We start from the raw sequence: 22,547 nt of genomic DNA, 5'->3' as shown, positions 1-22,547 counted from the left end.
ACTAGGCAGGAAGCCAAGTCATTCTCCCCTATCCCCTTGTCCCTTTTTGTCACCATCTAAAGTTATGTATAAGCCAGCTACTTAACAACTCTATGCAGCCGATAACAAAAGCCCGTTCTCGAATTGCTAAAGTCCTTAGTAAACCTCGCGTTGACTACTTCCACGAACAACCTGGGAGTATGCCTGGAACTCTAAATATTGAGGCAGGTGCGCCACCACCACAGATTGAATTAATTGATTACAAAGACACAGATTATGCCTACGAGCAAATAGCCACACCAGAAGACTTGATTCCACACTTAGACAGCGAATCTGTTTCCTGGGTAGACGTGCAAGGCTTAGGCAGCGAAGACATTTTGCAACGCCTTGGTAAAGTATTTGACTTGCATCCGCTGATTTTGGAAGATATCGTCAACGTCCCGCAACGCCCGAAAGTCGAAGATTATGAAGACCAATTAATTATTATTGCCAGGATGGTATTACCAAAACCTGGGAATACTGGCTTTCACAGCGAACAAGTTAGCTTTGTACTAGGAAAACATTACTTACTTACCGTCCAAGAAGAGGCGCAGTACGATTGCTTTAACCAAGTGCGATCGCGCATTTGCAACAATAAAGGCATTCTCCGCAAGCATCAAGCCGATTATCTAGCTTATACACTGTTAGATGCAATAATTGATGGCTTTTTTCCTGTATTAGAAGATTATGGCGAATTAATAGAAGATTTGGAAGAGGAAGTAGTAGCTAATCCCACGCGCAAAACTTTAGAAAAAATCTACCGCATCCGCCGAGAATTATTAACGCTGAGGCGAGCAATTTGGCCCCAAAGAGATGCAATCAACGCCCTAATCCGCGATGACAGCGAACTTTTGAGCGAACACGTGCGGGTTTATTTGCGCGACTGTTACGATCATGCAGTGCAAGTTATGGATATGGTAGAGACATACCGAGAACTGACATCAGGATTGATGGATGTCTACTTGTCAGCAGTAAGTAACAGAATGAATGAAATTATGAAACTGCTAACAGTAATTTCATCGATATTTATTCCTTTAACTTTTATAGCGGGAATTTACGGCATGAACTTCAATACAGAAGTATCGCCTTTGAATATGCCTGAATTGAATTGGGCTTGGGGCTATCCACTTTGTTTAGCCTTTATGACAACGATCGCAGGGGGATTAGTCTTTTTCTTTTGGCGGCGTGGTTGGTTTGAAAATTTCTCGACTATTCAAGATGATACGGGGGAAAGTAGCAACAGCAATCTCGTGTCCTTAAATAGACAATTGTCAAGAAGGCGATTGTCATAATTTCGCTCGCTTCAAAGCTAAACTAAATATGGGAAAAGAGTAGGCGCAGGTGGTTGCAGATTAGGCAAGGCAGCTAATTTGAGGAAAGTCCGGGCTTCCGAAAGACCAAACTTGCTGGGTAACGCCCAGTGCGAGCGATCGTGAGGATAGTGCCACAGAAAGATACCGCCTTTACAGCGATCGGTGAAACAGTAACCAGTTACCAGTTTTTGGTCACTGGTCACTGGTTACTGGTCACTGTATAAAGGTAAGGGTGCAAAGGTGCGGTAAGAGCGCACCAGCAGCGCCGAGAGACGCTGGCTCGGTAAACCCCGGTTGGAAGCAAGGTCAAAGGAACTATGGTTGGTCTTTTACCCGTTCCACTGCCCTTAAACCGCTTGAGGTGTTTGGTAACAAACATCCCAGATAGATAACCGCCCTGATGAAAAAAGACGTAGCAGTGCTACGTCTCTACGTTAGAACAGAACCCGGCTTATGTCCGACTCTTTTCCTGTTTTTGCTAGATCGTTGCATTGGTAAACCAGATGTAGCAATGCGCTATATGTTGGAGACGTAGCAGTGCTACGTCTCTACGATGGTTGGGGAAATAATTGGGCGATCGCATTTTCTACATTTGGTTGTTTAATCAATGATTCGCCAATTAATACTGCATTTGCTCCGGCTGCGGCTACTAAGGCTAAATCCTCAGCTTGATGCAATCCCGATTCGCTGACAACTAAGATATTTCGTTCTTGTAATTGTTTGCCTCGTTCTGCGAGCAGAGAACAGGTAGTTTGCAAGTCAACGGAAAAATCTTTTAAATTGCGATTGTTGATGCCAACTAAAGCAACTCCATCTAAAGCTAAAACGCGATCTAGTTCGGCTAGAGTATGAACTTCAATTAAAGCCGCCATTTTCAGCGCCTTAGCAATTTTGATGAAATATTGTAAGTCTTGGTCGTTTAAAATTGCCGCAATTAACAATACTGCATCTGCTCCTCGGACGCGGGCGAGGTACATTTGGTAAGGATATAGAACAAAATCTTTGCACAGTAGCGGCAAATCTACACTGGCGCGGACTTGAGTTAAGTTACTAAAACTGCCTTGAAAGAATTTTTCGTCAGTAAGTACCGATAGACAAGATGCACCGCCTTGGGCGTAGGATTGGGCGATCGCTACTGGGTCAAAATCTGCTCTAATTACACCTTTACTGGGAGACGCTTTTTTGACTTCAGCAATTAAAGCGGGTTTAGTTTTACCTTGGCGCAAAGCACCGATAAAATCGTGGGAAGGTGGCGAGGAAAGTGCTTGCTGTTGCAGTTCGGCTAAAGGTATTTTTTCGCGCAGTCTAGTGACTTCATCTTCTTTGTGCCAAACAATTTCTTCGAGGATATTGTTCGGTTCAGCACCAGGTACGACAACCTGATAGCGCATACTTTCGATCGCAACGGCGCGATTAGGGGGACGGCGGCGGATTTGCATTATGTTTATCTAATAAGAAAAATTCAAAAGTTACCAGCGCTCGGCAACCACAAACTGGTCACTGGTCACTGGTCACTGGTCACTGATTCAAGCGATCGCTCTTTTGTAGGCTTCGTCTAGGACTTCTGAGAGGGTTGGATGGGCGTGGACTAGGTGAGCTAAAGTATGGACTGATTGACGGTTGGCAATTGCGGCTGAGGCTTCGTGAATTAAGTCTGAGGCGTGTAAGCCGATGATGTGTACTCCTAATACTTCGCCTGTATCTTTGCGGTATATTAGCTTGGCTATGCCGTCAGCTTCTCCTTCGGCGATCGCTTTGGAGTTACCTTTGAAATAACTTCTGACTGCGCCAATTTCAAATCCTTCTGTATCGCCTAATTCTTTGGCTGCTGTTTCTGTCATTCCTACATAGCTTATTTCAGGATGGGTAAAGGCGGCGGCGGGAATGCTGCGGTAGTCTACTTCTCTTGGCTGTTCGCAGATGTTATCTACTGCTACAATACCTTGCGCTGAAGCTGCGTGAGCTAGCATCATTTTGCCATTTGCATCGCCAATTGCCCACAGATGCGGTACTACTTCCCCAGCCGATAGTACCGCCATAGCATCATTGACTGGGATAAAACCTCGGCGATCGATTTCTACCCCAACTGATTCTAAACCTAAGTTTTGAGTTGCTGGGATGCGTCCTGTGGCAACTAAACAAGCATCTACCTCGATTACATCTACATCTTCTTTCGTCTTGAAGTTAGCAAGTTCGATAACTACAGGCGTACCAGGAATAACTCGTTTTGCGTATATGCCTACATGAGTTTCAATGTCTCGCGGTGCAATCAATATCCGTTCTGCAAGTTTGGCAATATCTCGGTCAAAACCTGGCATCAATTGATCTAGGGCTTCAATCATGGTAATTTCACACCCTAGCGCCGAATAAATATCGGAAAACTCTAAGCCAATATAACCGCTACCGATGATTGCTACCCAATCAGGTAGCCAATCTAGTTTTACACCTTGGTCGCTAGTAAATACAGTTTTGCCATCTACTTCAATTCCTGGTGGTACAAATGGAATTGAACCAGGGGAAAGAATAATATCTTTGGCTGTAATAGTTTGTTCGCCGCTATCGGTTGTAATAGTAACTTTTTGCGTTCCTGCTACTTTTGCCCAACCGCGAATAATATCTACTTTTAGGCGTTTGAGGCTGTTAGTTAAGTCGCCTTGGAGTTTTTCGACAATATTGCTAGCGTGGGATGCGATCGCACTTCTATCAAAATCTACACTCCCAACTTGAATTCCCAAAGACTTGAGATGATGGGCGTTACGTAGTTCTCGCACTCTCCCAGAGGCGGCTAGCAGGGCTTTAGAGGGGATACAACCTCTATTGACACAAGTACCACCCATATCAGCCGCTTCAATAATTGCCGCCCGTAAGCCACGACTAACAGCGTGCAGGGCAGCGCCATGTCCGCCTACTCCAGCGCCAATAATAACTAAATCGTAATCAAATTCCTGACTCACGGCAGAGCCTCTCCTGGTGCGCGTTACTTTTTTATTCTCGACTTGTAAGTGCGATCGATCAAGTATTTTTGTTAGTTCTTCGATCTTGGAGACAAGCAGACAAGGGGGACAAGGAGGACAGAGTATGTAAGTTAATTATCTTCCCTTGCTCCCCCTGCCTTACATCTACTCTGCTCCTTCAATCGGTGCAAAACCTTGACGTTGGATATTTTCTGTAATCGTGCGCGGTTCTAGAAACTGGAGTAAGTAATCGGGACCTCCGGCTTTGGAACCTACACCAGACATCTTGAAGCCGCCAAATGGTTGCCTAGCAACGATCGCTCCTGTTATTGTCCGATTGATGTAAAGATTGCCTACCTCAAATTCTTGCTCTGCTTGCTGAATATGGGAAGGAGTACGCGAATACAGTCCGCCAGTAAGTGCGAAATTAGTTCCATTCGCAACTGCGATCGCTTCGTTAAAGTCTTTTACCTTAATTACAGCCACAACTGGACCAAAAATTTCTTCTTGAGCGATCGCTGCTGTGGGTGCAACATTGCTAAAGATTGTTGGACTAACAAAATACCCCGTATCTGTTACAGGTATTTCCAGTGCAGCTTGGGCTTCTTTTTTCCCCTGCTCGATGTATTCTTTAATCCGATCTCTAGCATTAGCATCAATTACCGGACCGACTTGGGTGCTAGGAGACTCAGCAAGCCCGATATTAAGGCTATGTGTTGCTTCAACCAAACGCTGCACGAAGGCATCATAAATAGGCTCTAACACTATCACCCGCGAACAAGCCGAACACTTTTGCCCGCTGTAACCGAAAGCAGATTGTACTACGCCAACTACGGCTGCATCTAGATCGGCACTTTCATCAATAATTAGCCCATTTTTACCACCCATTTCGGCAATTACACGCTTGAGGTGTTTTTGCCCTGGCTGCACAATAGCTGCATCTGCATAAATGCGACAGCCTACTTCTTGAGAACCTGTAAACGCAATTAAGTGAGTATCGGGATGATTGACTAAATAAGCGCCAACTGTAGAACCTCTTCCTGGTACGTATTGAAACACGCCTTTGGGAATGCCAGCTTCTACCAATATTTCAGCAAATTTAGCGGCAATTACAGAAGATGTCTCCGCAGGTTTGAGTAAAGTACAATTACCCGTAGCCAATGCTGCTACAGTCATCCCAGCAGCGATCGCTAAAGGGAAATTCCAAGGCGAGATAACTACTGCAATTCCTCTAGGTTGGTAGATATAGCGGTTAGTTTCCCCAGCGATATCGTAGTTATACCCTTTATCTAGGCGTTCCATCTCCTGGGCGTAGTAGTTGCAAAAGTCTATTGCTTCCGATACTTCTGCATCTGCTTCTTTGACTGGCTTACCTACTTCTAAAACTATCCAAGCTGATAATTCTGCCCTTTTTTGTTCCATCAAAACAGCAGCTTTGCGTAGTATATCAGCGCGTTCTTTAACTGGGGTACGCCGCCAAGCTGGAAAAGCTACTTTTGCCGCTTCCATAGCTGCTTTGGCTTGTTCTGGCGAAATTAGCCCAACTTTACCGACTATTTCGCTGTATTTAGAAGGATTGACAGAATCAATTATTTGTTCTGTCTGTTGATATTCGCCATTAATTAAGGGTAAATAAGTTTTGCCTAGTTGTTGGCGAACGTTAGCAAAAGCTGTTTGGGCAGTATTTCTTAGTTCCATATCTGCATAATCGGTATCAGCCACATTAGCAAAAGCTGCATGGTTAGCTGCAAAAGGTACATCGCCCTTACTAATTGGTGGTGCAAGTAGTTCTTCAACTGGACGATCTTCTAAACTTTGGCGCAAAAACGAGCTATTTGCTGTATTTTCCAGTAAGCGGCGAATTAAATAAGCCATTCCTGGAAGTAGTTCGCCATAAGGGCAATAAACTCTTACTCGATGCCCTCTTGCTACCAGTGCTGATGCTAATTTATCTCCCATACCGTACAATACTTGCATTTCAAAGCGACGGCGAGGGATATTGAGAGTTTCGGCGATCGCTATGGCTACAGCTTGCGATCGCACGTTATGGCTGCCTATTGCTGCATATACGTATTCGTGATTTTCTAACAACAGTTGCGTAATCGTTTCAAAGTTGGCATCTGTTGCAGCTTTATCGTTATATACAGGTTGTTGCCAATCTTTTTGTGCAGCTTTGATTGTCTCTTGATCCCAATAAGCGCCTTTAACTAGCCGAATTGTCAAAGGATAACCGCGTTCTTTTGCCCAAGCGATTAGATCTTTAGTATCTCTTTCGCTATCGCGCAGATATGCTTGAATTGTTATGCCTACATCTGTGCGGGTGCGAAACTCTTGTTCCATCAATATTTTTTTCAAAATAGATAGAGTTAAGTCTTTATAGGCATATTGTTCCATATCAAAATGGACTGCTGCCCCTAATTCTTGGGCGCGGCGTAGTAATATGCGGATGCGATCGCTAACCTTTGCTTCGCTACCACAAGCGTCTAGCGGATCGAATTGCGAATAAAAGGCTGTAAGCTTGACAGATACTTGCACTTGGGACAATGTTTCGCCCTCAGCACTATCAATCGCTGCTACTGGTGTCCACTTTTTCGAGGCTGCTACCAATTGCGCCATCAAATCGAGATAGCGATCTAGATATGATTGGGCTTCAGCTTCAGTAATTACAGCTTCCCCAAGCAAATCGATGGTAAAAGCCATCTTATTCTTACGCAGACGCTCGATTGTTTTGAGGACTTCTTTGATATTTTCCCCAGATATATACTTATGCGCTAAAGTTTCTACAGCAGTAGATACAGTTGTAGCAGCTACTTGTCCGGGCATGGAATCGGGCGTGGCAAAATTGAGCATTCCCTTTAAGGCTGCTGGTAATTCTACCGACTCATCGCCTAAATACTCTTGCAGATGTGCGGCAACTTCTGGTTTACTGTGCAACGCAGGTAAGCAGTCAATGAAGCGAAACAACTGCACGCGCAAGCCTGGGTTACTCATTGCCCAAGCTAGTAATTTATCATCCCAGCGCATTTGATCGCGTAAGGAAGCAAAAAACGAGCGATTTTCCCGCGTAGCTGCTAAAAGTTGTTTAGCAATTTCCTGAGTTTTAGCTTCGTAAGTGTTTTTTTCTACTTGTAATACCACTGATTGCAGGCTCCCAATTTTAGGCAAGGCTTTAGATAAAATACTCCTATCTTTCTATTTTCTCTCTATCAACAAGCCTAATGCGCTATAACTTTGTTGATATTTGTTAAATGAAGAAAGTGTGTTTATTTTTACCCAAGCACAATAAGTATGCTGTGCCTTCTCGCTCATTTACCTGTTTGACGTTACCTGTTAAAGTGACCCTGAAGTGTACTGTAATTTACAAATTGCTTTCAATATTTGTAGTAACTGAAGCGATCGCTGCAAGTCAAATAAGTTAAGTTCTGGCAATAATTGATAAGTTGGCGGGTTCCCTTGCTTGAGATTGACAAACCAATAACTTAGCCCGTTAGTTGTTAAGCCCCAAACAGATTCTTGATGTTCTGAACTTTTATAGGCATAAGTAAGTAGCTGCGGTAAACCTTCTAATGCTTCAATACTACTATTTTTAGTTTCAACTACTAATACCCAAAATGGCGTAATGGACGTTTTAGACTTAGTTCTGCTAACCGCTAAAATATCCATTCTCCCTTTAACTACTGTATCTTCATCTTCAATTGAGATATCAGCAATATTTTCTTCAATAGTTATTTTAATACCCTGTTGATAAAACCCAGCCAACCACATTAGAGGAGCAATAGTCAAAAATTTGACTTGCCCTTCTGAAAATCTACCGCTTGCATAGTAACTGCGAAAAACATCACGGATTTTCAGCACTTCCTGTTGTTCAAATTCTGTAAGGTGTTCTAATGACAATAATGATAAAGGAGATTCATTTAAACTTTCTTCCAATTTTAAAAGGCGATGGACATCTTCTAAAGATAAGTTTCTAGCATCCAGAATAGCTGTCATTTATTATTTTCCTTTCTAACGGCTTAATTATTGGTAGTAAATTTTATGGAAAAATTTATGCATAAAGTATTACCAACCGTCAACTAATCTAAACTGACATAAGTCTAAACAGTCATTAAGCTTGTACTTTTACAATATTTGTGAGACGCTTATATATTCGCAACAAAAAAAATACTTTGCAATAATCGAGCTTAACTATTGCGATCGCTTTGAGAGTTAAATTCTAGCTCTAAACTACGTTATCTTGAGACTGAGAACTATTACGAATATGTTCGAGGAACTCAGGATGATTATCTAAGTCCTGCTCAGACATTAAAGCAGGCATCTCAATCCAATTTCCTTCAGCATGAAGCTTATCTACGTAGGCATAAAAGGCTTCAGAGTCTTCCCGATGAGCAAGAACGTAATCGTGCAACTCTTTTTGACTCATCTTTTGAAAGTTAAGCTGATTCATCCGATGTACCTCCATTTACCATTGGGGTATATTTCTATAATATTTTGCTCGCCTGCCAAAAAGAATACGTTTTTGGTTCGTTCATCTAGACGAACAATGTTAATAGGCAAGTAAAGCTTAGTGAATTGACAGCACAGTATATAACACTGCGTTTTTTGCTCTGAAGTAGGAATATTTCAGTCTCCTTAGCTTGACTTTACAGCTATAGGCTTATTTTACATTTTGGGACAACAGAGCCTAAATAGCCCAATAGAGCAGAGTAATGCTACCTAAAGTACGATCGCTCTTTGGTTGTTCCCTCAACTTCACGCCTTAGCATATAATTCACTTGAAAATACAAGGTGTAGCCAAGCGCGTGAAGTTATTTATTTACCATACTCCCGAACTAACTCCCACCGATCGCATCCCCGATTGCGCGATCGCTGTAGATGTACTGCGAGCTACAACCACTATGGCTACTGTGTTAGCTGCTGGTGGTGAAGCTATCCAAGTATTTAGCGATTTAGATAAGTTGCTGCAAGTTAGCGAAAAATGGGCTGCTGATAAAAGATTAAGAGCAGGCGAACGCGGTGGTGGTAAGGTAGAGGGTTTCGATTTAGGTAACTCGCCTTTAGACTGCACTAAAGAGCGCGTAGCAGGGCGGAGATTGTTTATTAGTACAACTAACGGCACTCGTGCTTTGCAATGCATACAGAGCGCTCCTACAGTGTTAGCGGCGGCTTTTGTTAATCGCGCGGCGGCGGTGCAATATGTATTATCTCAGCAACCAGAGATTGTCTGGATTGTTGGTTCGGGTTGGGAAGGTAGCTATTCTTTAGAAGATACAGCTTGCGCGGGAGCGATCGCCCACAGTTTATTGCAAAAGACTAATTTACCTCTAGAAGAACTTGCAGGTAACGATGAAGTAGTAGGAGCGATCGCGCTTTACGAACAATGGCAAGATAAATTAGTAGAATTATTCCACCAAGCTAGTCACGGTAAAAGATTGCTGCGTCTGGACTGCCACGAAGATATCAAATATTGCGCTCAAATGGATATTTTAGATGCTTTACCCATTCAAACAGAACCAGGCGTATTGAAAATCAGTGACCAGTAACCAGTAACCAGTGACCAGCTTATGGAGGGTGCGAATTTAATTCGCACCCTACTTCTCAATCCTCAATGGTGGAAAACTCGCATCCCAAATAGTTAGCAAAGTTTTGTTGCTGCAATTCAGTAGGATTTTTTACGGGTTTTACCTGATAGCGATTAGGGCGTGGAGAACTTAAAGTCAGGGTATAGTTACGCAAGTATTCTTGATGGAAAACTGTAACTTGTATAGAGTCATGGGGTTTGTAGTCTTTAATGCGCTCGCTCAGTTGTCCTGAATTAACTTTAATCCCGTCAATCGCTAGCAATTCATCTCCTGCATCAATCCCCGCTATTTGAGCAGGCGTACCTATTTCCACAAATTTAACTATCTCGCGTCCGTTTTCTGCACTTGTCTTGATGCCTAAATGCGGTACTGGTTCATCTTCAAAATCACCGCCTAACTCCAACCCAAAAGGTTTTAGATACTGGTTAAATGGCAACTCTTCAACGCCATCAATGTATTGAGCAAAGAAGTCAGCAAGTTCTATCCCAGCTACCGATTCGATAACTGTTTGCAACTGCTGGGGGGTAAAGCCAATTTCTTCTTGCCCAAATTGCTGCCACATTTTCAGCATTACATCATCAAGCGATCGCTGATTTTTGGTTCGTTCCCGAATCAGCAAATCTAACAGCAACGATACCATTTCTCCTTTCAAATAGTAGGAAATTTGGGAATTGCCGCTATTAGGATCTGGGCGATACAGCTTAATCCAAGCATCCAGACTCGACTCGCTAACTGGTTGTACTAACCTCCCTGGAGTTGTCATATAGCGAGTAATTTCTTTACCTAAGTTCTGCAAAAAAGCCTTAGCGTCATAAATCCCCGCCCTCAAGGGAATAAGCAAGTCGTAATAACTGGTTGTGCCTTCACTAAACCACAATGAAGGCGTATAGTTTTCATTGTCGTAGTCAAATACTTCTAAAGCTTTGGGGCGGATGCGTTTGACGTTCCATAAGTGAAAAAACTCATGGGCTACCAATTGCATAAAGCGATCGTACTTATCTTTGGCGCGAAAGCCAAATCGCGGGTAGTTTAACGAGCAACTGTACTTATGTTCTAAGCCGCCATTACCTTGCGCTGATAGGTGGAGTAAAAATAAGTAGCGATCGTAAGGCAAACCGCCGAACATTTCGGCTTCTACGGCAATAATTTTCTCGATATCAGCGATCGCTTTTTCTGGCTCAATATTACTCTTTCCGCCCCAAATAGCTAGTTCGTGAGCTTTACCCAAGGCAGCAAATCGATATATTTGCTGTTTGCCAATTTCAAAGGGGCTATCTACCAAAGTGTCAAAATCAGCAGCGACAAAAGTATTTTTTTGCTCTGCAACTTCTGGTAAAGGTGTAGTAACGTGCCAATCTGGATGCGGTGGGATGATAGTAACGTTTACAGGTTGCTTGTCATATTCAAGTATGCGTAAAAATAAAGCTGCGCCGTTGAAGTAGCCATGAGTAGCGTCGAGATGATTTGTCCGTACCGATAGTTCGTGGGCAAATATGCGGTAACGGATGGTAATTTCTGGTTCTGTTGTGGCAATTTGCCAGTGATTTTTCGCTATTTTGCGCCAATTTAGAGGTTTTTCGCCTGCACTAACTGAAAAATCTTGTAAATGTTTGGCGTATTCCCTGACTAAATAAGAGCCTGGTGTCCAAACTGGCAATTTTAAATCTAGTAAAGGTAATGAGTAATCTTGGATATGCAATTCTACTTCAAACAGATGATTTTCTGGTTGAGGCATGGCGACGCGATAATTTAGCTTCGGTGTAATTTCGCCAGCACTGCGCCGAGATGAGGTTAATGTTGCTTCAGTCATGGGGAATGAGGATTTTATTGATTATTGTGGCATTTCCAAATTGCGATCGCTTGATATCGGTTTTGTACCGCCAACATACGTAGAGACGTAGCACTGCTACGTCTCTACATTTTTCAATCCTGGCTGCGGATCGCTTGTGCTGCTAAATAAACTTTTCCCCATTCACCTAGCACCTGGTGGGTTTTCATTTGCATCTGTTTGGCAATTTGCTCTATATCGTTCCCTGCTTTTTTCAGATTTATTATCTGTTGCTGGCTTGGGGTTAAACTTTCCCAGAGTTTGCCCCATTCTTGAGGCGTTAACCCGAAGTTGTTTTCCTCTAAAGAAGTCCCTAACCACCGATCTACAATCTCTGGCTGTCCTTTGATCGCAAAAACTTGAACGGCGTGGTAGCTGATTTTTTCGCGCAGTCTATAAACTTTTTTTATTTCTAGATTTAAAGTTTGGGCGATCGCTTCTTGGGATTTGCCTTGTAAATATAACTGCAACCACTGGGCGGCTTCTGGTCCAATTTTTTCGGTTAAATAGGCTGCAAATTCCTTTTTAACGTTGTTTCGCAGCGCTTGTTGTTCTTCGATTGCTTGCGCTTCTTGATACTCGCTCACAGCTTGGGTATCTAGCAAGCTGACAGGGTTCTCGCTATCTTCTGCTAGAACTTCCTCCGATATTAGCCGGATTAAATCGTTGGTAGGAACATTTGTTAAGCCCCCCCTTTGAGTGCGCCGCAGGTAATTGACGAATCTGTAAGCTAGCAACGGCTGATTGCGTACTGGGCGCAAACAATACTCTTCTGTGGCTGCAAATAATAAAGTGTTTTGTAACCTGCGATCGCTCGTGCATTGAGCAATCCAGCTTATTTGCTGCTGCATATAGCGATCGCTTTGCAATAGTTCCTGCAATACTTCTTGCAGTACATCTGCTACAGCGCGATGGCGATCGCGGCTTAGAGCGACTCCAGTACGGATTTTGCTCCGCAATACCATCAAACTTCCCAATCTTTTGAGTAAGTTGTTGTATGCTCTTTCCGGTCCTACTCCTATATACCGCTCCTTTAAAATTCGATAGCGATATTCCATTGCTTGTTTAGCAATTGCCAGCCTGTCTGCTTCTAAGGTTTCAAACCGTTCCAAATCGTTGCCTAGTAGCCAGCGAATGATAGTTTCCCTGGTCGCAGCACTTTGTTCCCCGCATTCTACTTCTAGCTGCGATCGCCACTTCTGCACTAGGTCTTGGGCTAACTTTCCCATGAGATTGCTTCCCTCAAATCCCTGTCTTAAAGCTTGCTCTACAACCTGCATTTGTTTTACTTACTGATGTCAACTACTGCTTAGACATCATTATTATGCAGCCGCTTCTTTATCTAAAAGCTTATGTATATCAGTAATTTCACTGTCACAACTTCTAAAGTGCCACCACCCTTATTTTATTTTCCTTAGCATAGTAAATAAAAAATCCCTTTTTTTAAAGGATATTTGGATTTTTTACTTTTTTCGATAAAGCTTAAAAAAATTTACTGATTAAGGATAGCTAACCGCACGTCCCGCAGGGAATGAATGTAACAAATATCGATAAATAGCACTGTTTACCGATTGCGAACAATCTGTAATTTGCTAATTTCGCTACTTAGCTCGACAATTATAAAAGTATTGTCAAGCCATACCTATAATTATTCACTGGCTTTTAAAATTTCAGTAATTTCACTGTTTTCCTATTTATAAGTATTGAAAAACACCGATTTTATAATAAAAAGTAGTCTGCCGTATTCCAATTAATTAGTATCTAAAAACAGATTTTCAAGCCGCAAGGCGGCAATTCATAATTACTTAAGGGGCTTGAAACCTAAATGAATTAATTATCAATTTTATCTGTAATTAAAAATTACGAATTATTTTCCCTGTCCGTAATTACGAATTACGAATTACGAATTACGAATTATTTTGGTTAGTCCTAAATCTACCGCAACGCGATGGGCGCAAGCAAAACCAGAAAAAGCTACAGCGTTTAATCCTTGACCTGGAAATGTACTATCTCCTACACAATAAAGTCCAGGAACCGATGTGCGATTAAATGGCATCCCTAACAGTCCTTTTAACTTGCGGCGGGGTATAGGTCCATAAGTACCATCTACTCGATTTAAAAACCGCCTGTGAGTGCGCGGCGTACCGACTTCCATATAATCTAATGCTGCATCTATACCAGGAAAAATCTGCTCCAAGCGCTTAATTATTTTACCTGCTACCTCTTCTTTTCGGCGATCGTACTCGCCTGGTGATACTTGCCAATCTTCAACCCAACTAGGCGAAAAAGTATGAATAATATGGTATCCATTAGGTGCTAAGTCGGGGTCTAATAAGGTAGGAATTGAAACAAAAATTGTTTCTCCCATCTTTTCCCAATCTTCTAGCAAAATGTGATGGCATTCTGTACCTACAGGCAATACTTCTGCTTTCACGCCTAAGTGCAGATTAAGGAAACTAGGCGACTTTTGATAACGTTGCTGCCATTTTTTTTCGGCTGCTGGTATTTCAGGCAATAACTTCTCAAATGTATCCCAGCGCGTAGAATTTGAGATAATTCTTTTTGCCCGATACTCTTTGCCTGAAGTTAGCTGCACTCCTACAGCGCGGTTGTTTTCGACAATAATATTTGCTACTTTGGCTCGATAATAAATTTCTCCCCCAGCTTTTTCTAGCCCTTCTACTAGCTTTTGGGCAATTTGCCCAACACCGCCTTTGGGATAGTTGATCCCGCCATAATGACGGTCAGAAAATACCATACCCGCATTAATCATCGGCGTTAAGTCTGCGGGTACTACTGACCAGCAATAGCACTCTATGTCAATAAACCTCAATAGTACCGGATCGCTGATATACCGCCGCGCTATGTCGCCTGCGTTTTGAGGCAAATACTTAACTAAACCCAAACACGCTAAGGGATGCTGAAAAAATACCTGCGTGAGATATCTTGGTTCCTCCAAAGATAGTAAATCCATCTGGTTGAGGCAGTTAAAGACTTTCCAGCACTCGTCATAAAACTTACGGATACCTTGACGTTCGTGGGGAAAACGTTCTGTCAGTTCTTGCAAAAATTTCTCATAATTGCGATGGACTTTCACCTCTAAATTGTTGGGTAGGTGATAGTGAATTTGGACTGGATCGGGTATAGTCTCTAAACTGACATTAACTGCTTCTAGTGCTTTAGTCAGTAAGTTTGTAGTGCCTTGAGTGCCAAAACCAAAAATCATTGATGCGCCGACATCGAAGCGATAGCCTTCACGTTCAAAGTACCCCGCACTACCGCCAGGAATTATATAACTCTCTAGTACCAGCACTTTTGCGCCCTTGGCTGCTAGTTGTGTTGCTGTAACTAAACCGCCAACCCCCGAACCAATAATAATCGCGTCATACAAGGTTTGGGCGGTAGGAATTTGAGGTGAAATTGCGGCAGTCATGAAAGTAGGCACTCGATAGATGTAGGCGCTCTGTCTAACTGTCCAGTTTAGCGCTTATTGCTCTCTTGCAGTAGATAAAAAAATGGGGATCGGTCTGCTGTCGTAGCTGACCCATCCCATCTGCCGATCCTTAAAGAGAGGAGAACACTGAAAGTTAATATAAACTTGATTGAGAATACTTGTCAATAGTTAATGCAAATAATTTTCAATTAGGCGGTTTTGCGTTGATAAGTCGCATATTTGCTAGCTTGGACGCTGCGTTAGAATACTGAAGCGATCGCGCGAAAGTATTAAGTTTCGTAAGATATTCAGTGAAAACTCGCAAGCATTCTCAACAACAGCAGAGTTAACTTAAAATTGGCTTTTTTGTTCGTGAAGATTATTGAAGTTTGCTGCTAATGCTTAGATTATTGCGCTGTGTTGCGGCTCATCTCAATCCGCGTCGTAGCCTGAAAACTCGTGTGGGCATAGCGATAGGTACTGTTGCTTTGGTACTATCAGTCTTGGCTAGTTTGATTGTGGGGTACGCAGCAAGCGAACAAATCAAAGTAAACGTCGGTGAATCTTTAGCAGAACTAGCCTATCAAATGACCGACAAGCTAGACCGAGGAATGTTCGAGCGCTACCGCGATCTCCAAATTCTCAGTACCCTAAATGCAATTCGTACTCCAGATTATGCAATATCCGAGCAGCGCAATCTTTTAGAACAGTTGCAAAACACTTATCTTGACTATGCATGGATTGGTTTAACCGATAGTAGAGGAATTGTGCGAGCTAGTACCGGAAAATTGCTAGAAGGCAAAAGTGTGGCGCAAAGACCTTGGTTTATCAAGGGCAAAACAGCACCTTATGTAGGCGACGTACATGAAGCTTTGAAACTAGCGAAGTTGTTGCCCAATCCTAGTAAAGAACCATTGCGCTTTGTCGATATAGCAGTACCAGTCAAAGATTTGCAAGGCAACTATCAAGGCGTACTCGGCGCTCATCTTAGCTGGTCGTGGTCTAATGAGGTGAAGCGATCGCTTCTAAGATCGTTGCAAAATCAATATACAGAAATGTTTGTGCTGAGAGAAGATGGCAGCCAATTACTAGGTCCGCAAGGATTTAATGCCGCACCACAAGCAGATAAGAGACAAGCATCGCCTTTACAGCTGGCAAGCGTGCAAGCAGCCAAGCAAGGAGCCAATAACTACAAAATTGAACCTTGGGCAGACGATCGCAAGTATCTAACTGGTTTTGCTAAAAGCAGTGGTTATCGCAATTACCCTGGATTGGGGTGGTTAGTGTTGGTGCGACAGCCAACAGACGTGGCTTTCGCTCCCGCAAGACAACTGCAACAACACATATTTACTTGGAATTTGGCGTTGGGCGGGTTATTTTCAGTTATTGGCTGGGTAGTTGCTGGGCGCATAACTAAACCAATGTTAGCGATCGCTCAAGCTGCCGATCGCATTCGCCAAGGCAATACGACAATTGCTATTCCAGTTATTAAAGGGCAAGATGAGACGGCGAAGCTTTCTAAGTCATTGAACAAGCTAGTTTCTACTCTCACCGAGCAGGAAAACGACCTCAAACTTAGCAATCAACAGTTGCAAACAAAAATTAGTCAATTGCAACAGGTAGAAGAGTCTTTACGCTTTAGCGAAGAAAAGTTTCGCCAGTTAGCAGAAAATATTCATGAAGTATTTTGGATTGCCGATCCCAACATCAACGAAATTATTTACATCAGTCCAGCTTACGAGCAAATTTGGGGTAGAAGCTGCGAGAGTTTGTATGCAGACCCTAACTCTTGGTTAGAGGCTGTGCATCCAGAAGACCGCGATCGCGTACCTCACAGACAGCAGAAAAATACTCTAGGAACGTATAATGAGGAGTTTCGCATCGTGCAGCCTAACGGTTCAGTTCGTTGGCTGTGGACTCGGACATTTCCAGTACGCAACGCTCAAGGGCAAGTGTATCGATTAGTTGGCATTACTCAAGATATTACTGCCCGCCAGCAGGCAGAAGAAACGCGCATAGCGCTAGCACAAGAGCGAGAATTAAGCGACCTTAAATCTCGGTTTATTTCTCATGCTTCCCACGAATTTCGCACGCCCCTAACTGCAATTAAAATGAGTGCGGCAATGCTAGAGAAGTTTAGCGATAGAGCAACGCCGGAGCAGAAAAATCGATATTTTGAGCAGATTCAATCAGCAGTCAAACGTTTAATCAAATTACTTGACGATATATTGCTTGTAGGTAAAGCAGAAGCAGGCAAACTAGAATGCAAGCCGACTGTCCTTGACTTAGTCGATTTTTGTCAGGTGCTAGTGGAGGAACTGCAATTAAGCGCTGGTGACTCCTATAATCTGAACTTTGTATGTCGCGGCTGCTATGAAGCATACTTAGACGAAAATTTGCTGCAACACATTCTCACCAACCTGCTTTCAAACGCGATTAAGTATTCTCCCCAAGGCGGTAATATTCAATTTGACTTGTTTTGCAACGGGGAAACGGCAACTTTTCGCATTCAAGATTGTGGGATTGGCATTCCAGAAGCAGATAAAGCAAAATTATTTACTTCTTTTTACCGCTGTAGTAATACTGGTAAGCTGCCAGGAACAGGGCTAGGACTGGTGATTGTTAAAGATGCAGTAGAGCTTCACGGTGGCACAATTACTGTTGATAGTACAGTTGGAGTCGGTACTACTTTTACAGTTAAGTTACCAATTAATCTAATAAATAAAAGCGATCGCCCAGCAAGATAATTTTTGTCTGCCCACTGCGTGTCAAATTTTTTTAATTACGAATTACGAATTACGAATTACGAATTATCCTGTCCCAACAGTATTATGATGATTCAGTCCTTAAGCAATTGCCCTTCCTGGCTATGACGCTGCAACTGCGGGTTTACGTTCCACCCCACCCCTTAATTAAACATTGGTTAGGCGTTGCCCGCGATGTGGCTACGCCACCAGTATTATTTAAAAGTGCGATGACAGAGTTAGGACGGTGGCTAACTTACGAAGCAGTGCGCGATTGGTTGCCAACTGAGGAAACTATGGTGCAAACTCCCTTAGCACCAAGTCCAGCGACAACAATTGACTATACAATCCCGATCGCTGTCGTGCCAATTTTACGGGCAGGATTATCTGTGCTAGAAGGAGCGCAGACTTTATTACCTTTGGCATCAGTGTATCATTTGGGGCTGGTGCGCGATGAATCTACGCTCACTGCTAGTTGTTATCTCAATAAGTTACCAGCGCAGTTTGCACCAGAAACTAAAGTGCTAATTTGCGAACCAATGCTAGCAACTGGCGGCTCGATTATGGCAGCAATGGAGCAATTGACAAGCAGAGGTGTAGATCCAGCTTTAATCCGGATTATTTCAGTAGTAGTTGCGCCCCCAGCTTTGCAAAAACTCAGCGTAGCTTATCCGAGTTTAGTTATTTATACTGCAACCATTGATGAAGGGCTAGATAGTCAAGGGTTTATCGTGCCAGGATTGGGGGATGCAGGCGATCGCTCGTTTGGCACTTGAGCTAATATGCAACTAACTGGAGGAGATCGAATCTCAAGGCAGTAAAAATATGAATCAGCGCGATGGATTTACAGGTGGCTTTATAGCTGGAACAGTTGTCGGCGGTGTAGTAGGGGGGGTAATTGGCGCACTCCTAGCTTCCAGAACGTTGAATGAAGAAGCAGATGCAGAACCAAAGCGGAAGGCAAGCTTAACAGACAATAACACTTCAAGAGCAAAACGGCGGCAAATGAAGGCTGCTTCCTCCGAACAAACAATCGAAGTTGCACGGCGCAGTTTAGAAGATAAGATCGCTCAACTCAATGAAACAATTGATGAAGTGCGTCTTAGTTTAGGCAACGTTAACGGCGATCGCTCCCCCAGTAATGCCGATAAATCGCTAGGCGAGGAATTGCGATAAAACTTATTTAACAGATGGCGATCGCGCAATAATTTACTGTTGAGATTGGCTATTTGCTACTTGTCTAACAGCTTGAATGTCTATGCCTAGCTTTTGGGCAATTTGTTCGAGGTTCATGCCAACTTCAAGTAGTAAAGGAACAGCGGCTAACTTCCCGCGAAGTTCGCCTTCAAGCCTTCCTTCTTCACGCCCTTCTTCACGCCCTTCTTCACGTCCTTCTTCTAGAGCTTCTTGATATACTTTCGTTTGTTTCAGTTCGCTCAATCCCAACATACTTTCAATCTCCTTACGGCTCAATTCGGGAAACTTATACACGCAGATCGTCTCTATCAATTCTAAAATTTTTCTTGGTTCTAGTACCTGGTTTGGTTCGTTTTGCACCCTATCAATTAATTGCCGCGCTTTTTCTGGGGCGATCTTTGGTTGCAAGCCAATCAGTCGCAACAAGCTTAACCCGATGGAAAGGTCTTTTTCAGGGCTTAGTTCGTCTAAATATATGCGTTGAAACCTGTGACTATCAGCAAAGTCTTGGTATTGTCTGGGTAAGCCTGGATCTAGATTGCGTTTGGTGAAAATTAATATGCTGCGCCAGTCGTTGACTGGTTGGTAATCGTGTAGATAGAGGAAAATTTGGCTGAAAAAGCTAGAATACAAGACTTTTTTCGTATCTTTATAACCTTGGATTTCTACAAAAAATATCGGCGAATTTGTAGCGTGAATTGGTGGTACGAAGATGCCATCAATGCGGAAACTGGTTTCTTTTATTTCTTGGGAGGCAAAGCTATAGGTAGATGCTTTAGGATTAGTATCACCCAATAGCTCAAATAAAATACTCGGTTGAGTTTGAAAAATTAAGTAAAATAGGCTGTCGGTACGCATTAATGTTGCGATCGCTTGTTTTTACTTCATATTAGCGGAATATTAGCTCTAAACGTTTTTGAGCGTCGTTTACAGCTTGAGTGGGCGTACTTTTGCCTAATAATACCGATTCTAAAGCCCGTCCCAAACCTTCTGATAAGCGGCTGTAGCGGGGAAAAATAGGACGCGATCGCCCGTATTGTGCTTGCTCTAAGAATACTTTAGCTGCTGGCTGCTCGGCTACAAATGCTTGGTAGCGATCGCTTTGTCTGGCTTTAAGATTAATTGGTAAGTATCCCGTACCAATTGCCCATTGCGTCTGAAACTCCTCGCTAATGACAAATTCTGCAAACTTCAGCGCGGCAGCTTCTCGTTTAGGAGTTGACTTAAAAACAAACAGATTCTCCCCGCCAACGGCTGTAGCACGCCTCGATTTGGTGGGGATGGGAAAAACGCCAAAATCTACTCCTGTAACCTTTAATTGCCCTAAAGTCCAAGGTCCTGTAAATTGCATAGCAACTTTGCCAGCTAAGAAGTCGTCAATTTCAAAACCACGTTCTGGTAAGGATAAGACTGCAGAACCATCTGCGATTAAACTTTGCCAAAATTCTAAAGAAGCGATCGCGCCTTGATTAACAATTGCTGGTGTCTGCTTGTCATCTGCTACTAATTCGCCGCCGCCACTCCACATAAACGGTAGCCACAAAAATACAGCAAATTCTCCTTTCCCCAAAGGCAGAAATATGCCATGTCTGTCTATGCGGTTGTCGCCGTTTGTGTCTGCTGTCAGTTGTCGGGCTACTTGTCGCAGTTCATCCCAGGTTTGGGGTAGTTGGGTAATTCCTGCTGCCTTGAATATGCTAGGGCGATAAAATACTCCTACATTATTGGTAGCAAAGGGTACTGACCATGTATGCCCAAGATATTCCATTGACTCGAATAATGCGGGATCGATTTCGGCTTTTACTGGTGAGTTGTCTAGCCATTGTTCTAAGGGTTTGATGGCGTTTAGTTCTACCAATTGCCCTGTGAGTGTGGCATTAAACCATAATAGGTCTGGTGGTGCGTTGCCTACTACTGCGGCAAGTATTTTTGGTAATTGTTGTTCGGCTTGCCCTACATATAACGATTCTACGTGTATATCTGGGTTTTGTTGATTGAATTTGTCTACTAAAGTTTGTAATATGTCGCGGTTGGGTGGCGGGTTTACGCCTTGCCATAGCGTTATTGTGGTTATATTGGCGGTTTCGGTGATGTTGTGACAGCCTGTTAAAAGGAGAGTTGCTGCAAGTAGGAGGGGTAAAAATAAAGAACTGCACAAACGCAGAGATAGATGAGGTTTAGGAGTTATCACTTTTTTTGAGCGATCGCACTTTTATGGTTAGGAAGATTTTGGCATTTTTTGCTTTGTTTGTTATCGGGATTGCTATTTTCACTGGGTGTAGCGTTGGAAGACAGGTAGATAACAGTGGGGTAGTAACGATTACTCTTAGCGGTTGGAGTAATTTGCTGGAGAAACAATTTTTGCAAAAGGTGATTGATGGATTTGAAGCTGAAAATCCTGGGATTAAGGTAAGGTATGATGCGATCGCCGATCAGTATATGGATGTGCTGAAAACTCGCTTGATTGGTGAGACGGCGGCGGATGTATTTTATTTGGATGCTTTGGAAGCGCCTGGGTTGATTTCTCCTGGGGTATTGGAACCGCTGAATGGGTATATAAACAAGGAGTTCGATTTAGCAGATTTTGAACCTAAGTTGCTTGATGCTTTTAAAAGCAATAACACAATTTACGGTTTGCCTAAAGATTTCTCTACTTTAGTGCTTTTTTACGATAAGCAGGCTTTTGCTGAGGCTGGTTTGTCGCAAACTCCGCGTACTTGGGATGAGTTGCGGGAATATGCACGCAAACTTACTCGCGATCGCAATGGGGATGGCAAAATAGATCGCTATGGTTTGGGTATTTTACCAGAGTTAGCAAGGCTTGCGTATGTAACTGAAGCTTTTGGAGGCAAGTTAGTTGATGCTGAGGGTATGGCTACTTTTGCATCAACCGAAAGTTTGCAAGGTTTGCAGTTAATTGTCGATCAATACCGCCTTGATAAGTCTGCAAGTCAACCTTCGGATGTTGGTGCTAGTTCTGGTAGCGAAATATTTGGTCAAGGTAAGGCTGCAATGGTAATTGAAGGACCTTGGCTAATTTCTTATTTAGACGATACTTTCCCCAATCTTAAATATGCTACCGCAGAAGTGCCGACAATTGATGGTAAAAATGGCACTATGGCTTATACAGTTGCTTATGTAATGAATAAAAAATCTCAACATAAAGCCGCCGCTTGGAAGTTGATTGCTTATTTGACAGGAAAGGAGGGAATGAAGGCTTGGACAAGTGGTGGTTTTGCCCTACCTACTCGTAAGTCTGTTGCTAGGCAATTAGGCTATGAAAAAAGACAATTGTATTCTCCTTTTATTGCTGGTGCTAGTTATGCAACTATTTGGCAAGCAGGTGAGTATTTACCGCTAATATTGAATAATTTTAACAACCAGTTTATTAGTGCCATGCTAGGCGAACAACCTTTAGCTAGTGCAATGCAAAAAGCTCAAATTACAGCAAATAAAGAAATTCAATTAGCGCAGTAGTTGG

Annotated in this window: 17 protein-coding genes and 1 other RNA gene; 7 read left to right on the top strand and 11 right to left on the bottom strand. The window is 42.9% G+C overall.

Going from position 1 to position 22,547, the window contains the following annotated elements; genetic code table 11:
- Nucleotides 1-101 precede the first annotated feature (101 nt).
- Nucleotides 102-1,310 carry a magnesium/cobalt transporter CorA gene (corA, locus tag UH38_RS17920; protein ID WP_200892502.1) on the top strand — a complete coding sequence of 403 codons (1,209 nt, stop codon included), beginning with the start codon at nt 102-104 and terminating at the stop codon, nt 1,308-1,310.
- A 36-nt stretch (nt 1,311-1,346) separates the two neighbouring features.
- An RNA gene (rnpB, locus tag UH38_RS24935) (RNase P RNA component class A) lies at nt 1,347-1,800 on the top strand.
- A gap of 79 nt (nt 1,801-1,879) precedes the next feature.
- Here rnpB and trpC read toward each other — a convergent pair.
- The 6 genes from trpC to UH38_RS28265 all read right to left on the bottom strand — a co-directional run bounded on the left by trpC (nt 1,880) and on the right by UH38_RS28265 (nt 8,902).
- On the bottom strand, nt 1,880-2,770 hold the full coding sequence (gene trpC, locus UH38_RS17915; RefSeq protein WP_045056050.1) for an indole-3-glycerol phosphate synthase TrpC: 891 nt from the start codon (nt 2,768-2,770) through the stop codon (nt 1,880-1,882).
- Nucleotides 2,771-2,857: 87 nt separating this feature from the next.
- Nucleotides 2,858-4,285, bottom strand: a complete 1,428-nt coding sequence (gene lpdA / locus UH38_RS17910; protein ID WP_045056049.1) for a dihydrolipoyl dehydrogenase — start codon at nt 4,283-4,285, stop codon at nt 2,858-2,860.
- 165 nt (nt 4,286-4,450) lie between these two features.
- Entirely contained in the window at nt 4,451-7,423 is a 2,973-nt protein-coding gene (gene pruA, locus UH38_RS17905; RefSeq protein WP_052672440.1) for an L-glutamate gamma-semialdehyde dehydrogenase, read from the bottom strand.
- Between the two features lie 192 nt (nt 7,424-7,615).
- On the bottom strand, nt 7,616-8,275 hold the full coding sequence (locus UH38_RS17900; RefSeq protein ID WP_045056048.1) for a hypothetical protein: 660 nt from the start codon (nt 8,273-8,275) through the stop codon (nt 7,616-7,618).
- Between the two features lie 229 nt (nt 8,276-8,504).
- Nucleotides 8,505-8,729, bottom strand: a complete 225-nt coding sequence (locus UH38_RS17895; RefSeq protein WP_045056080.1) for a DUF6887 family protein — start codon at nt 8,727-8,729, stop codon at nt 8,505-8,507.
- Nucleotides 8,726-8,902, bottom strand: a complete 177-nt coding sequence (locus UH38_RS28265) for a DUF6888 family protein (protein WP_407640461.1) — start codon at nt 8,900-8,902, stop codon at nt 8,726-8,728. The genes UH38_RS17895 and UH38_RS28265 overlap by 4 nt, the downstream gene beginning before the upstream one ends.
- Nucleotides 8,903-9,084: 182 nt before the next feature.
- Here UH38_RS28265 and UH38_RS17890 point away from each other — a divergent pair, with 182 nt between their 5' ends.
- Nucleotides 9,085-9,825 carry a 2-phosphosulfolactate phosphatase family protein gene (locus tag UH38_RS17890; RefSeq protein ID WP_045056079.1) on the top strand — a complete coding sequence of 247 codons (741 nt, stop codon included), beginning with the start codon at nt 9,085-9,087 and terminating at the stop codon, nt 9,823-9,825.
- 55 nt (nt 9,826-9,880) lie between these two features.
- On the opposite strand, the gene UH38_RS17885 is transcribed toward UH38_RS17890, so the two are convergent.
- The 3 genes from UH38_RS17885 to crtH all read right to left on the bottom strand — a co-directional run bounded on the left by UH38_RS17885 (nt 9,881) and on the right by crtH (nt 15,125).
- Nucleotides 9,881-11,674 (bottom strand): M61 family metallopeptidase, encoded by a 1,794-nt coding sequence (locus UH38_RS17885; RefSeq protein ID WP_045056047.1) that lies wholly within the window; start codon nt 11,672-11,674, stop codon nt 9,881-9,883.
- 113 nt (nt 11,675-11,787) lie between these two features.
- On the bottom strand, nt 11,788-12,972 hold the full coding sequence (locus UH38_RS17880) for a HetZ-related protein 2 (protein WP_045056046.1): 1,185 nt from the start codon (nt 12,970-12,972) through the stop codon (nt 11,788-11,790).
- 620 nt (nt 12,973-13,592) lie between these two features.
- Complete coding sequence (crtH, locus tag UH38_RS17875) at nt 13,593-15,125, bottom strand: carotenoid isomerase (RefSeq protein ID WP_045056045.1); 1,533 nt, start codon at nt 15,123-15,125, stop codon at nt 13,593-13,595.
- A gap of 398 nt (nt 15,126-15,523) precedes the next feature.
- On the opposite strand from crtH, the gene UH38_RS17870 reads away from it, so the two are divergent.
- The 3 genes from UH38_RS17870 to UH38_RS17860 all read left to right on the top strand — a co-directional run bounded on the left by UH38_RS17870 (nt 15,524) and on the right by UH38_RS17860 (nt 19,045).
- Nucleotides 15,524-17,872, top strand: a complete 2,349-nt coding sequence (locus tag UH38_RS17870; RefSeq protein ID WP_045056044.1) for a sensor histidine kinase — start codon at nt 15,524-15,526, stop codon at nt 17,870-17,872.
- A 122-nt stretch (nt 17,873-17,994) separates the two neighbouring features.
- Nucleotides 17,995-18,645 (top strand): uracil phosphoribosyltransferase, encoded by a 651-nt coding sequence (gene upp, locus UH38_RS17865; RefSeq protein ID WP_045056043.1) that lies wholly within the window; start codon nt 17,995-17,997, stop codon nt 18,643-18,645.
- A gap of 49 nt (nt 18,646-18,694) precedes the next feature.
- A complete protein-coding gene (locus UH38_RS17860; protein WP_045056042.1) occupies nt 18,695-19,045 on the top strand; it encodes a hypothetical protein in 351 nt (116 codons plus the stop codon).
- 33 nt (nt 19,046-19,078) lie between these two features.
- Here the strand turns inward: UH38_RS17860 and UH38_RS17855 are convergent, their stop codons facing one another.
- Together UH38_RS17855 and UH38_RS17850 are read right to left on the bottom strand one after the other, a co-directional pair.
- Nucleotides 19,079-19,924 carry an Rpn family recombination-promoting nuclease/putative transposase gene (locus UH38_RS17855; RefSeq protein WP_045056041.1) on the bottom strand — a complete coding sequence of 282 codons (846 nt, stop codon included), beginning with the start codon at nt 19,922-19,924 and terminating at the stop codon, nt 19,079-19,081.
- Nucleotides 19,925-19,955: 31 nt separating this feature from the next.
- A complete protein-coding gene (locus tag UH38_RS17850) occupies nt 19,956-21,257 on the bottom strand; it encodes an ABC transporter substrate-binding protein (protein ID WP_045056040.1) in 1,302 nt (433 codons plus the stop codon).
- 23 nt (nt 21,258-21,280) lie between these two features.
- On the opposite strand from UH38_RS17850, the gene UH38_RS17845 reads away from it, so the two are divergent.
- Nucleotides 21,281-22,543 carry an ABC transporter substrate-binding protein gene (locus UH38_RS17845; RefSeq protein WP_052672438.1) on the top strand — a complete coding sequence of 421 codons (1,263 nt, stop codon included), beginning with the start codon at nt 21,281-21,283 and terminating at the stop codon, nt 22,541-22,543.
- Nucleotides 22,544-22,547 lie beyond the last annotated feature (4 nt).

It is taken from the genome of Aliterella atlantica CENA595, assembly GCF_000952155.1.
In the GTDB taxonomy this organism is placed as follows: Bacteria; Cyanobacteriota; Cyanobacteriia; order Cyanobacteriales; family Chroococcidiopsidaceae; genus Aliterella; species Aliterella atlantica.
The sequence above is the reverse complement of the archived record's forward strand: the minus strand, read 5'-3'. Positions and strand labels throughout refer to the sequence as shown.

Excerpts from the sequence above, each read along its gene's own strand:
- trpC (WP_045056050.1), bottom strand. The coding sequence starts at position 2,770 with ATGCAAATCCGCCGCCGTCCCCCTAATCGCGCCGTTGCGATCGAAAGT.
- UH38_RS17900 (WP_045056048.1), bottom strand. The coding sequence starts at position 8,275 with ATGACAGCTATTCTGGATGCTAGAAACTTATCTTTAGAAGATGTCCAT.
- UH38_RS17895 (WP_045056080.1), bottom strand. The coding sequence starts at position 8,729 with ATGAATCAGCTTAACTTTCAAAAGATGAGTCAAAAAGAGTTGCACGAT.
- UH38_RS17885 (WP_045056047.1), bottom strand. The coding sequence starts at position 11,674 with ATGACTGAAGCAACATTAACCTCATCTCGGCGCAGTGCTGGCGAAATT.
- UH38_RS17880 (WP_045056046.1), bottom strand. The coding sequence starts at position 12,972 with ATGCAGGTTGTAGAGCAAGCTTTAAGACAGGGATTTGAGGGAAGCAAT.
- crtH (WP_045056045.1), bottom strand. The coding sequence starts at position 15,125 with ATGACTGCCGCAATTTCACCTCAAATTCCTACCGCCCAAACCTTGTAT.
- UH38_RS17870 (WP_045056044.1), top strand. The coding sequence starts at position 15,524 with ATGCTTAGATTATTGCGCTGTGTTGCGGCTCATCTCAATCCGCGTCGT.
- upp (WP_045056043.1), top strand. The coding sequence starts at position 17,995 with ATGACGCTGCAACTGCGGGTTTACGTTCCACCCCACCCCTTAATTAAA.
- UH38_RS17860 (WP_045056042.1), top strand. The coding sequence starts at position 18,695 with ATGAATCAGCGCGATGGATTTACAGGTGGCTTTATAGCTGGAACAGTT.
- UH38_RS17855 (WP_045056041.1), bottom strand. The coding sequence starts at position 19,924 with ATGCGTACCGACAGCCTATTTTACTTAATTTTTCAAACTCAACCGAGT.
- UH38_RS17845 (WP_052672438.1), top strand. The coding sequence starts at position 21,281 with ATGGTTAGGAAGATTTTGGCATTTTTTGCTTTGTTTGTTATCGGGATT.